The following is a 15,657-nucleotide window of genomic DNA, read 5'->3' on the forward strand; positions in this document are numbered from 1 at the left end:
AAGGCACTGTAGGAATGTTATGACAGAACAACAACACACGCCGCTGGCTGACGACGAAATTGATTTGCGAGAGCTTTTTAAAGCGTTATGGCAGGGTAAATGGATTATTATTGTAACAACACTGTTGTTCAGTGTTGCGGCTGTTTTTTATGCGCTTAGCTTACCCAACATTTATAAAAGTGAAGTGACGCTAGCACCGGTTTCAGAAGAGTCGGGTTTAAAAATTCCTGGTCAACTAGGTGGGTTAGCTGCACTAGCTGGCGTAAATCTAGGGGGCATGGGAGGGGGAGATAAAACGGGTTTGGCATTAGAGATATTAAAATCGCGAGATTTTATCAGCCGTTTTATCGAGCAGAATGATTTGTATTTACCGATAATGGCAGCAGAGGGTTGGGACAGAACAACGGACCAACTGCTGTGGGACCCGAAAATTTACAATGAAAGCAGTGAGCAGTGGGTGCGCAAAGTAAAAGTGCCATTTCAACCCAAGCCAAGCAATCTCGAAACCTTTGATGAGTTTAGAAAGCTCTTTTCCGTAGACCAGGATAAAACCTCAGGTATGGTAAAGCTTAGTGTTGAACATTTCTCACCTTATTTAGCCAAAGCTTGGGCTGACAAACTGGTAACGGCTATTAACGACGAAATGCGCGAGCGGGAGCTAACAGAGGCCGAGCGCAGCATTGCTTATTTAAACACTCAAATTTCTCAAACTAATATAGCAGATGTGCGCAGTATGCTGTTTTCATTAATTGAAGAGCAAACGAAAACGGTTATGTTGGCTAATGTTCGTGATGAATATGTATTTAAAACTATTGATCCTGCAGTTGTCTCAGAGAATAAGGCAAAGCCGGCCAGAGCCTTAATTGTGGTATTGGCGATATTGCTTGGCGCTATGTTGTCAGCATTAGTTGTATTAGTTCGTTATTTCCCTAAAAAGAATTAGTTAATGAAAGTATTAACTGCATTTGGTACCCGGCCAGAAGCTATTAAAATGGCGCCACTAGTACATGCACTGGCAACTGATAGCCGTTTCGATGCTAAGGTTTGTGTTACTGCGCAGCATCGTGAAATGTTAGATCAGGTATTGGCATTATTTGAAATAACGCCGGACTATGATTTAAATATCATGAAAGCCGGCCAAACCCTTACTGATACCACCAATAATATTCTTAAAGGCTTGCAACCGGTACTGGCTGAGTTTAAGCCAGATGTGGTTCTGGTGCATGGTGATACAGCCACTACACTGGCGGCGTCTTGAGCCGCTTATTATCAGCAAATAAAAGTAGGACATGTAGAAGCGGTTTTGCGCACTGGCAATATTTACAGCCCTTGGCCAGAAGAAGGTAATCGTAAACTAACTGGTGCCTTAGCCAGTTTTCATTTTGCTCCTACCGCAACTTCTCAGCAAAACTTACTGGCTGAAAATGTTAATGTTGCCAGTATCAGCGTTACCGGTAATACCGTTATTGATGCCTTGCTGCTGGTAAAACAGATAATAGAACAGAATACTGAGCTTGCGTCATCACTAGTCAGCCGTTACTCCTTTTTAGATAGCAGCAAAAAAATGGTACTGGTAACTGGTCATCGTCGCGAGAGATTCGGCGGCGGTTTTGAGCGTATATGTGAAGCATTGCGGCGAATTGCGATTAAATTTCCGGATAGCCAAATCGTCTATCCGGTGCATTTAAATCCTAATGTCCAAGAGCCGGTAAATCGCCTGTTAGCAGGCTTAGGCAATATATTTTTAATTGAGCCGCAAGACTATTTGCCTTTTGTATACTTGATGACTCGCGCACATATTATTCTGACAGATTCTGGCGGTATTCAAGAAGAAGCGCCGTCACTTGGCAAACCGGTATTAGTAATGCGTGATACCTCCGAACAGTCAGAAGCGGTTATTGCAGGAACGGTAAAGTTAGTAGCTACTGGCATTGAAAAAATCACCAATGAAGTAATCAATTTGTTTACTTATGATACTGCATATAACAGCATGAGCCGCGCTCACAATCCTTATGGTGACGGCAAAGCCTGTCAACGCATTCTCGATAAGCTTATTCAAGGTTAGTAATACATGAAATTTTCTTCTTTATCCGTTATAGGGTTAGGGTACATAGGTTTGCCCACAGCAGCTGTTTTTGCCTCAAGAAAAATCAAAGTAATAGGCGTGGATGTAAACCAAAAAGCTGTTGATGTCATTAATCAGGGCAAAATTCATATTGTAGAGCCAGATTTAGATATAGTAGTGCACGCCGCAGTAAATGAGGGTTATTTAAAAGCGACTACGGTACCACAAGCCGCAGATGCTTTTATTGTTGCAGTGCCTACACCATTTAAAGGTGATAACCACGAGCCAGATTTAAGCTACATTGAGTCGGCCAGTAAAGCGATAGCACCGGTATTAGCCAAAGGTAATTTGGTTATTTTAGAGTCCACCTCACCAGTGGGTGCCACTGAGCAAATGGCAGCTTGGCTAGCAGCAGCAAGACCTGATCTTACTTTTCCGCAAACTCATGATGAAAATTCCGATATTCGCATTGCCCATTGCCCCGAACGTGTTTTACCCGGCCATGTAATGCGTGAGTTGATTGAGAATGATAGGGTAATTGGCGGTATGACTGAGAAGTGCTCAGCTGCATCGGTGGCTTTATACAAAACCTTTGTACAAGGCGAGTGCGTGATAACCAATGCACGCACAGCGGAGATGGCAAAGCTTACCGAAAACAGCTTCCGGGATGTCAATATAGCTTTTGCCAATGAATTATCCATGATTTGCGATAAGCTCGATATAAATGTGTGGGAACTTATTAAATTGGCTAATCGTCACCCGCGGGTGAACATTCTTCAGCCTGGGCCTGGCGTAGGGGGCCACTGTATTGCTGTTGACCCATGGTTTATTGTTAGCAAAACACCCGAACAAGCAAGACTTATTCGTACTACTCGCGAAGTCAACGATAGCAAACCACTATGGGTTATCGATAAAGTAAAAATTGCTATTGCGGATTTTCTTCAAGCAAACCCTGGAAAAACGGCTAAAGATGTATCCATTGCTTGTTATGGGTTAGCGTTTAAGCCTGATATTGATGACTTACGGGAAAGCCCTTCAATGTTTATTGCAGAACAGATTATCGCACTGCATGCAGGGCCGGTAGTTTTGATAGAGCCAAATATTGAGCATCTGCCAGCAAAATTAGCTCAGCAGACTTTAGTATCAAGAGAACAGGCTTATTCAGAATCTGATATTCATTTGTTATTGGTTGATCACAAACCATTCAAACAACAAAAGCCGCAGCAGGGCATAATAGTAGATACAAAGGGGATTTGGTTATGAAGTTTCTGGTAACCGGCGGTGCCGGTTTTATTGGCTCTGCTGTGGTGCGTCATATTATCAATGAGACTGCAAATAGTGTTGTTAATGTTGATAAGCTAACATATGCCGGCAATCTGAAATCAGTAGCTAGCATTGCTGACAGTAATCGCTATGCATTTGAACAGGCTGATATTTGTGATGCTGCGGCCATGGCAGCTCTGTTTGAGAAACATCAGCCTGATGCGTTAATGCATTTAGCGGCAGAAAGCCATGTCGACCGCTTTACGTAAAACCGTACAATGGTATTTAGATAACAAAGAGTGGTGGCAAGCGGTATTTGATGGTAGTTACCAATTAGAACAATGAGGGCAGGGAGCTTAACATGGCAGAGTTTAAAGGAATCGTACTAGCTAGTGGCCCTAAATATGCTGGTGATATAGCTGATGCCATAATCAGTATTTGTGCTCGGATTAAAACCACTGAAGAGACAAGGTGGGGCATCTACCATTTCAGTGGCACGCCTTTTGTCAGTTGGCATCAATTTGCGGTTGCGATATTCAACCATGCAGATCGTTTAAAACTTTTAGTTAAAATTCCTGATATTAAGGCGATTACAACTGCAGATTATCCAACGCCTGCAAAGCGTCCAAAATACTCAATGCTTAATTGCGATAAAATTACTAAACTGTTTGCCATTAAGCCTTCTGATTGGGCTAAGACATTTGAAAACCTTACTTTATATAAGTGAAGATGATGAAAGTTATTGATACAGCGATACCGGAAGTAAAAATTATCGAACCTGTTATATATGGTGATGAACGTGGCTGGTTTATGGAATCATGAAGGTTTATGTGAGCAAATAGCTCGCCGAGAGTTTGTACAATATAACTAATCGCTTTAACATCGCGTTGTGTTAAGGGTGCTGTTCTATCAAATATCACCATTTGCACAGGATAAAAAGGTTCCTGCTAAAGCTGGCAGTGTGTTTGATCTAGCAGTTGATATTCGAAAAAAAACTGAGAATTACGGTAGTTAATTGGCTGTATAGTTATCAGCCTATAATAAAAGGTGCAGTGGATACCAGAAGAGTTTTTTCATGGATTTCTAGCTCTCAAAGACAACACAAAATTCTATTGTAAAACTACCGGTCATTATAACAAAGAGTCTGAATGTTATCTTGATTGGAAATCATCTTCTCCAAACATTGAATGGCCGAACCTAGCAAATATAAGCGTAAACGAAAAAGATTAATTAATTCAAATTTTTAGCTATAAATTTTATGATGATAAAACCATATTTAGAGGTGTCTTTGTGGCATATTTAAGTCAAAATGAAATGGAGAAAATGGGGTTCCGATTCCTTGGTCGTGGTGTAAAAATAAGTGATAAAGCTTCCATTTACAATCCTGAGAAAATAAGTATTGGCGATGAGTCACGTATTGATGATTTCTGTGTTGTCTCAGGCTTTGTAGAAATAGGGAAATACTGTCACATTACACCAATGTGCTTAGTCGCGGGTGGGGAGCCCGGAATTATTATGTCGGATTTTGTAACATTAGCCTATGGCGTAAAAGTATTTTCTCAAAGCGATGATTATTCAGGCAAGTCTTTAGTCAATTCGAATATTCCTAAGAAGTTTAAACATGAAAAATTTGCTAGAGTAATTATAAATAAGCATGTTGTTATTGGTACAAATGCGGTCGTGTTCCCAGGTGTTACAATCGACGAGGGATGCTCTATTGGAGCAATGTCTTTAGTTATAAAATCAACAAATAGCTGGGGAATATATTTCGGAACACCAGCAATAAGAAGGTCAGAAAGAAGCAAAAATCTTCTGGCTTTGGAAAAAGAATTTCTATCGGATTTAAAAAAATGATTCCTTTTAATAAACCACTACTTGTTAATAACGAAATTAGGTACATTACAGACTCAGTTGCATCTGGGAAAATATCTGGTGATGGAAAGTATACAAAGTTATGTCATAAATTCTTTGAAAATGAGCAGGGTTTTAAAAAAGCCCTTTTAACAACATCTTGTACAGACGCCTTAGAAATGGCTGCAATACTAATTGACATAAAACCGGGTGACGAGGTAATTGCCCCTTCATATACTTTCGTATCTACAGTAAATGCGTTTGTATTAAGAGGTGCAAAAATTATTTTTGCAGACAGCTGTAGTGATAATCCAAATATAGATCCTAATCATATTGAAAAGCTTATTACATCTAAAACAAAAGCAATAGTTGTTGTGCATTACGCTGGTGTAGCTTGTGATATGGATAAAATTATGAGTATCGCATCGAAAAATAGTTTATTTGTAGTAGAGGATGCAGCTCAAGCAATTGATTCCTATTATAAAGATAAGCGGTTAGGTTCGATTGGTGACTTTGGAGCTTTTTCGTTCCATGAAACGAAAAACATAATCGCTGGTGAGGGTGGTTTACTTACTATTAATAAAGACCAATATGTAAGAAGAGCCGAAATAATAAGAGAGAAAGGAACCAATCGCACATCTTTCTTTCGTGGTGAAGTAGATAAATATGGTTGGGTTGACATTGGTTCTTCTTTTTTACCATCAGATATAATAGCGGCGTATCTGTTTGCTCAGTTGGAGAATATCGAATTAATTCAGACTAGGAGAAAAGAATTATGGATTCGATATTACCAAAAGCTAAGTACCTTAGAATTGTCAAATAAAATTTTGTTACCTGTAATTCCAGATTATGCTACTAACAATGCGCACATGTTTTATATGGTATGTAGGAATCTAGATGAGCGTTCTAGATTGATTGCATTTTTGAAAGATAATAAAGTGTCAGCAGTTTTTCACTATATATCTTTACACAAGAGTCCATATTTTGAAGGAGAATATTCAGGGGAGCCATTATTGAATTGTGAAAAGTATAGCGATAGATTAGTTAGGTTGCCTCTATTTTATGAACTTAAATTTGAAGATGTAGATTATATAGTGAGTTTAATCAACCAGTTTTATACTGAGGAATAGTTTTTTGTTATTAAAGTTATCGTCACTATATACAGCACAGATTCTAAAAGCTGTGCTTCCTCTTGTATTTATCCCGTTGATAATCGCTGAAGTGGGTATTCAGCAATATGGTCTAGTGTCTTTCATGTTGTTGATGATGTCCTTTTTAGGCCTGCTTGATGCAGGTATGAGCGGGGGCATGGTAAGAGTTTTATCAATTAGCAAGACTAATATTGAAGAGTTTACAGCTGCATTAAATTTATGGTTAAAGATTTTCCTATTCATTCTAGGGGTATCTGTTTTTATTTTTTTACTTTTTTTTATTGGTGCTGACTATCTTACATTTTATTGGTTTGAAGCCGACTTGTCATTAAACTTAATGAACCAAAGTTTAATTATCATAGGTATAATTTTGTCCTTAACCTTTTTAAAAGGATACTTAACTAGCAAACTTGTGGGGTTTGAGAAGCAAGTCCAGTTATCAGTTTGGCAAGTGGTAATAACTTCATGCCAATATATTATACCTTATTATATATTGAAAGTTTACGAAGCAAATGTAGATGTGTATTTAGCAGTAGTTGCTTTTTTTTGTTTTATCGATTGTATAGTTATGTATTTTTTGGGTCTTTTATACTCAAAACGGATAATAAAAATAATATCTTTTTATGATGAAAAAGCAAAAATAAATTTCGATAAAAACGAATATCAGCTATCAAGCTTCATCAAGAACTGTCTGCATCTATCTGGCTTAACTATAATATGGACAGTAGCGTCTCAAATAGATAAGCTGATATTATCTAAATATGTTTCTTTAGAAACATTTAGCTACTATCAAATTGCAGCTCAGGTTGCATTAAGTGTTAATTTAGTAATCATGCCTCTTAATCAATTTTTAATGCCAAGGCTGACAAGTCTCTACAGCTCTGGTGATTTTTCAAGTTATTCACGACTTATAGTTAAGTTTTTTACAATTTTTGTTTTGTTTTTTGCGCTATTTACTCCAATGTATTTTTATTTTGGGAAGTATATATTAAGTTTTTGGCTTGGAGATATCACCTTGACAGAAAACGTTAACATGTACCTGAAATGGCTAGTGCTTTCAGCAGTTATACAATCATTTTCAAATTTTATATTTCTATTTTATTACTCAATAAATCGTCTAAATCGACAGTTTTTTGCTTATTTAATCTACAGTCTTATAACTATTCCTGGCAGTATAGTTGCTGCGGTTAAATATGGAGCGGAGGTATGTGCAATATTTAGTCTTATGTCTTCTCTTGTGTTTTTTATTTTTTGGGGATTAATTACTCTAAAAAAATATTTCAAGAAACCTCAGTTGAAGATGTTTTTTCTCCCAGTTTTTGTTTTTATTTCTTCTACGCTTTGTCTTCATGTTGTTAATCTCTTTCTAAGAGGGGAATATTTAACTCATCAGTTTATTTTATTTTTATTGTTATATATTTTAGTTTTTTATTATGTTTGTATTTACATTTCGAGATTTTCAAGCTCAAAAACTGGCGCTGTAGGGGTGAAGTTTTAATGGCTAAATTTTTAATTTTTACACCATCATATGATGAAAAAAGCGGTGGCGTAGTGGTTTTACATAAACTATGTCACGTTTTAAATGAGCTGGGTTATAGCTCATATTTGTTTCCTTATGCATATACCTATGAGATTAACAGATTTAATTTCTTTAAAAATGTTTTCAATTTTTTAAAATGGTCTGTTTTCACTTCTATTAAAGGTTTCAAAACAAATAGTAATTTTAAAACTCCTGTTTATAAGGGTTCTATTGATAATTTGGATGATTTTATTGTTGTCTATCCTGAAGTTGTATTTGGTAATCCTCTAAGAGCAAAAAATGTTGTTAGATGGCTATTACATCAACCTGGTTTTCATGAAAAACGTTTTTATTTTAGTTCTGGCGAATTAATTTTTAAATTTAATTCCGCTATAAAGGATTTTAGTTTTCCTGGTTCTTGTACTTCACCAAACGAGCTCAAAGTCATTCACTATCCTTTGGAGTATTATAATTTATCAAATGCGTCTAAAAATAGAAGCGGTTATGCATACTGCATACGGAAAGGTAAAGGAAAGGCCTTTATTAAAGATCATTCAGGTGATATTTTGATAGATAATCTTTCACATGAAGAAGTTTCAAAAATATTTAAGAAAGTAGAGTTCTTTGTTAGTTATGACACATATACAGCATATTCTATATTTGCGGTTCTTTGTGGATCTAAGTCTATAGTAATTGGTGATGAAGGTGTTTCAGAAGTATCTTGGTATCCTAATCAAGATGATCGTCATGGTTTAGCTTATGGATTCGAAAAAATAAAATGGGCAGATGACACTAAAAATTTAGTACTTCCTCATATACAGAATGAGATAAATAAAGTTTCTGATTCAGTTAATGCTTTTGCGAAAGAGAGTATTGATTATTTTGGTTTAGTTAAAATTTAATAGTGACTATTTAATGTCTAACTTTTCCTTTAATCAATACCCAAAAAAATTTTTTGATATTAAATCGTTTTTGATGCGTATCCCTTTGCTTGTTATTCTATTTGCACCCGCTGCGAGTTTTGGTGTTTTTTATTCCATCGTTTTTGTCATGTTAATGCCTTTTGTTTTTTTTGGTTCTAGGTTTTATGCTAAGGTGCCTGCTCTTTTTTTTACATATATATTTCTTTTTTACCTTTCTTTTTCTCTAGCTAAAGCAATTTATTTTGACAGCTTGTCTGATATTAAAGAGATGGTTAAAGTTTTTTGTTTTTTGGTTGTTTTTTTATCTGTAAACGATAAAACCTTTAAGTACTTTCATAATTTACTAATTCTATACTTGGCAATCGATTTTACTATTTCTTTGATGCAATTTACTCATTTCAGCAATTATTTTACGCTATTTGTTTCAGATCTTTATAACAGTAAATCACATAGCGAGTTTTCTTTTTCACTAAGTAGCGTAAGGGCATTGGGTCTTTCGCCTGGACCAGGCCAGCATGGTGTGTTAGCAGTCTTTAGTTTTGCCTTTTTTATTATAAGAGCTAATTACTCAAATAGAACTGTATCTAGCTATATCGGAATACTTCTATCTTTCTCAATTGTTGCGCTTGCTCAATCTAAGACGGCTATATTAGTTTTATTGATTTTAATGTTTATCTTTTTCTTTTTGGTTATCATCACTAAAAAATTTACTTACGTATTCATGATGTCGATTGTATTTTTTGCTTTATTTTGTTTTGCGTTTGTGTTCTGGGATGTTTTGATTAACACTTTTTATGATTTAAAAAGGCTAACCGAATTAGGTCTTCAAGTCTCTTCGATGAGTGCGAGGGTAGATATATGGAATGCCCAAATTAGTGCCGTTATAAACTCGAACTTTTTCTTAATACTATTTGGAGCAGGTCGCTCATTTCTAGATAACTTAGACATTTACAATAAAAGTTTTGATAACGATTATGTTTACATTTTTGTAATGTATGGTTTTTTTGGAGTTTTAGCTTTGTTTTTTTTGATGTTTTACATCTTTAAAAATTTGATTGTTTTTTCCAAAATTTCAGATGTTTCAAAGATTGTAACCTTCGTTTTTGTTGCAGGTTTTATTACATCATTTAGTTTGGATTTCTTTTTTGATGTAAAAGTTTTAGCTCTTCTTGCTTATTTGTTGCGAGTTGCACTTAATATTCGCAATGAAGAGAATGCGGTGCGTGAGGGATTGCGATTTAAATCTTAAAATTTAATTATCTCCTTATTATTTTTTATGAAAATTATGCTGAACTGCTTTTTTTTCTTAGTTTGATTCGGTTTTTGAATTTTTTATTTTATCCTAAGGTGTCAATAGTGTGTCTAATAGTTTTTGTTGTTACTAACTTTAATAATACAACTTACACAGAAAAAATGCTTGATTCATTATCAAGTTTGTCTGGTGTTACCAAGGTCTATGTTGTCGATAATTCCAGCGTTGATGAAGAAAAGGAAAAATTGGTATCTCTTCAATCAAAGCATAAACATTGGGTAACAGCGATTTTTAATGATAAGAATCATGGTTACTTTGAAGGGCTTAATATAGGTATTCGTATAGCCAAAAAAGAAAACTCTGAAATTTCCTACATGGTAGTTGGCAATAATGATTTAATTTTTCCAGACGACTTTGACAAGCAATTAGATGTTTGTAGTTCTGTTTTTGACAAATATCCTGTTGTTTCTCCTGATATTCGCATGCTTGATGGAACTCCGCAAAACCCGCATGTCATTTCAGGTATTAGCAAGAAACGTGAATTTGTTTATGACCTTTATCATTCTAGCTATTGGCTTGCGGGTCTTATAGTTCGACTTGCTAAAATTACTCATCGTTTTACTGACAGAAAAGACGAACAACAACATGCAGTAGCTCAAGAGATACATCAAGGTTATGGTGCGTGTTATATTTTAACACCGAAATTTTTTGACCATTTTGATGAGCTTTGGGCCCCTACATTCTTGATGTATGAAGAGTTCTTTTTATCAAAGCAACTTGAGCAAAAGGGCTTTAAAACGTACTATGAGCCTCGAATTTCGGTAACTCATTACTGCCATGCATCTACGGGTATGATCCCTGGCAAGTTGAAGTGGCAATATTCTCGCCAAGCGCACAAAGAATACCGCAAATATGTAAAAGTTTGGCCATAAAGGATAGTTATTAATGCGTGATTTCCAAGTTTGTACACGTTGTGTAATGGACACAACAGACTCTAAAATCGTGTTCGATGCGCATGGGGTGTGTGATCACTGTCTGACATTCGACAAAGACATTAAACCAAAATGGCACACCGACGAAGTTGGCTATAGTAATATAATGGCCATAGCCGATAAAATTAGGGCTGAAGGCAAAGGCAAAGATTTCGACTGTATCATTGGCATGAGTGGCGGTATTGATAGCTCTTACCTAACCTACCTTGCAAAAGAAAAGCTTGGGTTAAGGCCGTTGGTGTTTCACGTGGATGCTGGCTGGAATTCTCAAACTGCTGTTAATAACATCGAGAAAATTGTTGATAAGCTAGGGCTTGATTTATATACAGAAGTTATTGACTGGGAAGAAATGAAAGATTTGCAGCTTGCATTTATTAAATCAGGTGTTTCGCACATTGACAGTCCGCAAGATCACTCTTTTTTTGCAACCATGTATAAATTTGCTTCTAAGTACAAAGTTAACTATATCCTTACCGGTGGAAATTACTCAACGGAATGTGTACGTAACCCACTTGAGTGGATGTACTACCAGTCTGACGCTACTCAGTTAGTTGATATACATAAAAAGTTTGGTACTATCCCATTAAAGAATTATCCGGTGACTAATATTTTATGGCATAAGGTGTTTTTGCCTTATATCAGAGGTATAAAATTAATACGGCCGTTAGATTACATGCCTTATCACAAAGAAGATGCTACGCAGTTTCTGGTTGATAATTTTGGCTACCAGCGGTACGCCCAAAAGCATTTTGAATCACGGTTTACTAAATTTTACGAAGGCTATTGGTTGCCAAAGAAATTTGGTTACGACACCCGTAAAGTTCAATATTCGAGTTTAATTCTTACCGGACAAATGACTCGTGAAGAAGCGCTTGAGAAACTTAAACAGCCAGCTTATGACGAAGAGCAAATAGCACATGAGTTTGAGTATATAGCAACTAAGCTTGGTATTAGTGTTGCTGAGTTACAGGGCTATATGGATGCACCGAATAAAACCTTTCGTGACTATAAGAACCAGCAGAGCATTTATGACATTGGTGCCAAGGTTATGCGCACCCTGGGTTTGGAAAAAGGGGGCAAGCGTTGATTGGCATAGTTGACTATGGTCTTGGCAATATTAGTGCTTTTGCAAATATTTACAAGCAACTGAACATTCCCTTTAAGGCCGTTAAAAGTGCTGCTGAAATACAGGCTGTTGATAAACTGATTTTACCCGGAGTCGGGGCGTTTGATTATGCCATGCAGCTGTTAAACGGATCTGGTATGCGTGAAGTACTCGACGATATGGTGCTTAACCAAAAAGTGCCTGTTTTAGGTGTGTGTGTTGGCATGCAAATAATGGCTAATTCCAGTGAGGAAGGCATCTTGGCCGGTCTAGGTTGGGTTGATGGCACCGTTCGTAAAATTGACATTACAAAGCTAAGCCATAAGCCGACGATCCCTCATATGGGTTGGAATCAGGTTCGCCCTAAAAAAGATATGGAAGTTTTTGCCGGCATTGATTATGAGCAGGGCTTCTATTTTTTACATTCTTACTATTTTAGTGCGGACAATACTAACGATATTCTTGCTGTTGCAGAGTATGCAGGTGAGTTTTCATGTGCTGTGCACAAAGAGAATATTTACGGTTTTCAGTTTCATCCTGAAAAGAGTTTATTAAATGGCGTTACCCTCCTGAAAAATTTTGCGAACTTATAATTATGCTGCGGTCAAGAATTATTCCATGCTTACTGGTTAAGAATAAAGGCTTAGTAAAAACTGTTAATTTTAAAGATCCTAAATATGTTGGTGATCCCATAAACGCCGTTAAAATTTTTAATGAAAAACTGGTTGATGAGCTTGTCGTTTTAGATATCGATGCATCCAGAGAAAACCGCGAGCCAGATTACAAAATGATAGAGAATCTTGCGTCCGAATGCCGTATGCCTTTCTGTTATGGTGGTGGAATTAAAACGGTTGAACAAGCGGTAAGAATAAGTAATTTAGGTGTTGAAAAAGTTGCGCTTAGCTCTTGCGCGCTGGAAACTCCTGAGATAATAACTGAAATTTCCCAAGCTATCGGCAGGCAAAGTGTTGTGGTTGTGCTGGATGTTAAGAAAACCCTTTTTGGTGGTTATGATTGCTATATTCTGAACGGTACCAAAAAAATAAAAGGTGATGTGGTTGAATTAGCAAAACAAGCTCAACAATTCGGTGCAGGTGAGATTGTTGTTAACTCAATTGACAATGATGGCAAAATGGCTGGCTATGACCATAAATTAATTCGGTTAATCAGGTCTGCGATTGATATTCCTCTTACGGTACTTGGTGGGGCCGGTTCTTTAAATGATATCAAGGCTGTTATTGATGAACATAAAGTTATAGGTGTTGCCGCAGGTAGCTTATTCGTTTTTAAAGGTACTTACCGAGCAGTATTAATTAATTACCCCTCTGTAGAAGACAAAAAATTGCTCAATCAGCGCTAGTGCTCTCGTGATTGTTAGAATAGAATTTTTAAAGGCTTAATAATGAAGCAAATTCTCCAAGATCTCGCTAAAGGTGCTACTACTGTAGTACAAGCCCCTTCTCCTTCGGTTACATCCGGGCATCTACTGATTAATACTACCTGCAGCCTGATCTCTGCTGGCACAGAGCGCATGTTGGTTGATTTTGGCAAAGCGTCGATGATTGATAAAGCCAGACAACAGCCTGAAAAAGTTAAAATGGTGCTCGAAAAAGTCCAGACGGACGGTCTGTTAACCACTATTGATGCTGTTCGTTCTAAATTGGGGCAGCCTTTGCCTCTGGGGTACTGTAATGTAGGCATTGTCGAAGCTGTAGGCAAGGGCGCTGAGCAGTTTAAACCAGGCGATAGGGTTGTTTCTAACGGTCCTCATGCTGATGTTGCAAGAGTAGCTAAAAACTTATGCGCAAAAATACCCGATAATGTTAGTGATGAAGCAGCCGCTTTTACGGTTGTAGCTAGCATTGGTTTGCAAGGTATCAGGCTGGTTCAGCCGACCTTGGGTGAGGCAGTTGTTGTTACTGGTGTAGGTTTAATAGGTTTATTAACAGTTCAACTGCTCCGCGCTCAGGGATGTCGAGTATTAGCTATTGATTTTGATCAACGGAAACTTGAACTCGCCAGACAATTTGGTGCGGAAATTTGTAATCCTGGTGCTGGCGAAGATCCTGTCGCAGCGGGTATGGCATTTAGCCGAGGTCATGGTGTTGATGCAGTTATTATAACTGCTTCCACTAAGTCAAATGATCCTGTGACGCAAGCAGCCAGAATGAGCCGCAAACGTGGCCGAATTGTATTAGTTGGTGTAACCGGTCTTGAATTGAACAGGGCTGATTTTTATGAAAAAGAGCTAATATTTCAAGTGTCCTGTTCATACGGCCCTGGCCGCTATGAGCCTGATTATGAGCAAAGAGGTTTAGATTATCCTCTGCCTTTTGTACGTTGGACGGAGCAACGTAATTTTGAGGCGGTGCTTGATATGATGTCTGCAGGCGCCCTTAATGTTGAAGCTTTGATTACGCATCGATTTATATTTGAAAATGCAACAGAGGCTTATGCGGTTTTAACCGACGATAAAACCGCTCTTGGTATTTTATTAAAGTACCCTGGTGAATTTAAACAAAGACACATCCGTTCTGTTAGCTTATTGCAAACTACATTTGACGGTAATTTGCCAACCTTAGGCTTTATAGGTGCTGGAAACTACGCTTCTCGGGTACTTATCCCTGCATTTAAAGCTGCTGGTGCTCAATTGCATACTATTAGCACCTCTGGTGGTATCAACAGTGTTATTCATGGTGAAAAGTCTGGTTTTGCCAATGCCTCTACTGATACAAAAGCACTTCTTGAATGTGCTGAAATCAATACTGCTGTTATTGTTACACAGCATAACAGTCATGCTTATTTTACTGAGCAAGCTTTGCTAAACGGTAAGCATGTTTTTGTAGAGAAACCGTTAGCGTTAACCATAGACGAACTGGCGAAAGTTGAAGCTGCATATAGCCAGACAGGCGGTAAGCAGTTATTGATGCTAGGTTTCAATAGACGATTTTCGCCACATATTCAAAAAATGAAATCATTGCTAAATACTGTCAATGAACCAAAATCATTTATTATGACCATGAATGCTGGTGCCATTCCTAAAGATCACTGGACGCAGGATAACCTTGTTGGTGGTGGTCGTATTATCGGCGAAGCTTGCCACTTTATAGATTTAATGCGTTATCTGGCTGGATCAGAGATCATTTCTATTCAGGCTCGTCGTATGGGTGATAATCCTCATCAGGCGATTACAGAAGATAAAGCGGCTATTATTTTGGGATTTGCTGATGGGTCTTTTGGCACTATTCATTACTTTGCAAATGGTTCATCAAGTTTCCCCAAAGAGCGAGTTGAGGTGTTTACTGCTGGCCGAGTTCTACAATTAGACAATTTTCTTAAACTGAAAGGCTTTGGATGGCCCGGTTTTTCGAAGATGAATTTATGGCGTCAAGATAAGGGGCAGCAAGCCTGTTGTCAGGCTTTTTTAACAGCAATTAATCAGGGTAAAGCTTGCCCAATACCTGTGGAAGAAGTTTTTGAAGTAGCCAGAGTGTCGATTGAAATAGCTGAACAACTTCGAATTCAGCAGGATTGAG

Annotated in this window: 15 protein-coding genes and 2 pseudogenes; all 17 read left to right on the forward strand. The window is 37.4% G+C overall.

The window, feature by feature from the left end:
* Positions 1-19: 19 nt before the first annotated feature.
* The 17 genes and pseudogenes from IE070_RS06865 to IE070_RS06940 all read left to right on the forward strand — a co-directional run bounded on the left by IE070_RS06865 (position 20) and on the right by IE070_RS06940 (position 15,656).
* Positions 20-943, forward strand: a complete 924-nt coding sequence (locus IE070_RS06865) for a Wzz/FepE/Etk N-terminal domain-containing protein (protein WP_189481823.1) — start codon at positions 20-22, stop codon at positions 941-943.
* A 3-nt stretch (positions 944-946) separates the two neighbouring features.
* Positions 947-2,065: pseudogene (gene wecB / locus IE070_RS06870) on the forward strand (non-hydrolyzing UDP-N-acetylglucosamine 2-epimerase).
* Positions 2,066-2,071: 6 nt separating this feature from the next.
* A complete protein-coding gene (gene wecC / locus IE070_RS06875; RefSeq protein ID WP_189481824.1) occupies positions 2,072-3,328 on the forward strand; it encodes a UDP-N-acetyl-D-mannosamine dehydrogenase in 1,257 nt (418 codons plus the stop codon).
* Positions 3,325-3,588: pseudogene (locus IE070_RS06880) on the forward strand (GDP-mannose 4,6-dehydratase); the annotation flags it as partial. The gene wecC and the pseudogene IE070_RS06880, both read left to right, overlap by 4 nt.
* A gap of 101 nt (positions 3,589-3,689) precedes the next feature.
* Positions 3,690-4,055, forward strand: a complete 366-nt coding sequence (locus IE070_RS06885; RefSeq protein ID WP_189481826.1) for a sugar nucleotide-binding protein — start codon at positions 3,690-3,692, stop codon at positions 4,053-4,055.
* Between the two features lie 162 nt (positions 4,056-4,217).
* The gene (locus IE070_RS16770) at positions 4,218-4,343 is read left to right on the forward strand and encodes a dTDP-4-dehydrorhamnose 3,5-epimerase family protein (RefSeq protein ID WP_373296934.1); all 126 of its coding nucleotides are present in this window, start codon (positions 4,218-4,220) and stop codon (positions 4,341-4,343) included.
* A 32-nt stretch (positions 4,344-4,375) separates the two neighbouring features.
* Entirely contained in the window at positions 4,376-4,558 is a 183-nt protein-coding gene (locus tag IE070_RS16775) for a dTDP-4-dehydrorhamnose 3,5-epimerase family protein (RefSeq protein WP_373296935.1), read from the forward strand.
* A 60-nt stretch (positions 4,559-4,618) separates the two neighbouring features.
* Positions 4,619-5,182: an acyltransferase gene (locus IE070_RS06895; protein ID WP_189481828.1), complete on the forward strand. Its 564-nt coding sequence runs from the start codon at positions 4,619-4,621 to the stop codon at positions 5,180-5,182.
* Positions 5,179-6,309: a dTDP-4-amino-4,6-dideoxygalactose transaminase gene (rffA, locus tag IE070_RS06900; protein ID WP_189481831.1), complete on the forward strand. Its 1,131-nt coding sequence runs from the start codon at positions 5,179-5,181 to the stop codon at positions 6,307-6,309. Before IE070_RS06895 ends, rffA begins: the two co-directional genes overlap by 4 nt.
* Before the next feature lie 4 nt (positions 6,310-6,313).
* The gene (locus tag IE070_RS06905) at positions 6,314-7,828 is read left to right on the forward strand and encodes a lipopolysaccharide biosynthesis protein (RefSeq protein ID WP_189481833.1); all 1,515 of its coding nucleotides are present in this window, start codon (positions 6,314-6,316) and stop codon (positions 7,826-7,828) included.
* Entirely contained in the window at positions 7,828-8,751 is a 924-nt protein-coding gene (locus IE070_RS06910) for a WavQ (protein WP_189481835.1), read from the forward strand. Before IE070_RS06905 ends, IE070_RS06910 begins: the two co-directional genes overlap by 1 nt.
* A gap of 13 nt (positions 8,752-8,764) precedes the next feature.
* A complete protein-coding gene (locus tag IE070_RS06915) occupies positions 8,765-10,021 on the forward strand; it encodes an O-antigen ligase family protein (RefSeq protein WP_189481837.1) in 1,257 nt (418 codons plus the stop codon).
* A 107-nt stretch (positions 10,022-10,128) separates the two neighbouring features.
* Entirely contained in the window at positions 10,129-10,956 is an 828-nt protein-coding gene (locus IE070_RS06920; protein WP_189481839.1) for a glycosyltransferase family 2 protein, read from the forward strand.
* 13 nt (positions 10,957-10,969) lie between these two features.
* Positions 10,970-12,103: an N-acetyl sugar amidotransferase gene (locus IE070_RS06925; RefSeq protein ID WP_189481841.1), complete on the forward strand. Its 1,134-nt coding sequence runs from the start codon at positions 10,970-10,972 to the stop codon at positions 12,101-12,103.
* Complete coding sequence (hisH, locus tag IE070_RS06930) at positions 12,100-12,714, forward strand: imidazole glycerol phosphate synthase subunit HisH (RefSeq protein ID WP_189481843.1); 615 nt, start codon at positions 12,100-12,102, stop codon at positions 12,712-12,714. The genes IE070_RS06925 and hisH overlap by 4 nt, the downstream gene beginning before the upstream one ends.
* A 2-nt stretch (positions 12,715-12,716) precedes the next feature.
* Positions 12,717-13,481, forward strand: coding sequence for an AglZ/HisF2 family acetamidino modification protein (locus IE070_RS06935; RefSeq protein ID WP_189481845.1), 765 nt, complete (start codon positions 12,717-12,719; stop codon positions 13,479-13,481).
* A gap of 42 nt (positions 13,482-13,523) precedes the next feature.
* The gene (locus tag IE070_RS06940; RefSeq protein ID WP_189481847.1) at positions 13,524-15,656 is read left to right on the forward strand and encodes a bi-domain-containing oxidoreductase; all 2,133 of its coding nucleotides are present in this window, start codon (positions 13,524-13,526) and stop codon (positions 15,654-15,656) included.
* Position 15,657 lies beyond the last annotated feature (1 nt).

This window comes from Alishewanella tabrizica (assembly GCF_014652375.1).
Taxonomy (GTDB): domain Bacteria; phylum Pseudomonadota; class Gammaproteobacteria; order Enterobacterales; family Alteromonadaceae; genus Alishewanella; species Alishewanella tabrizica.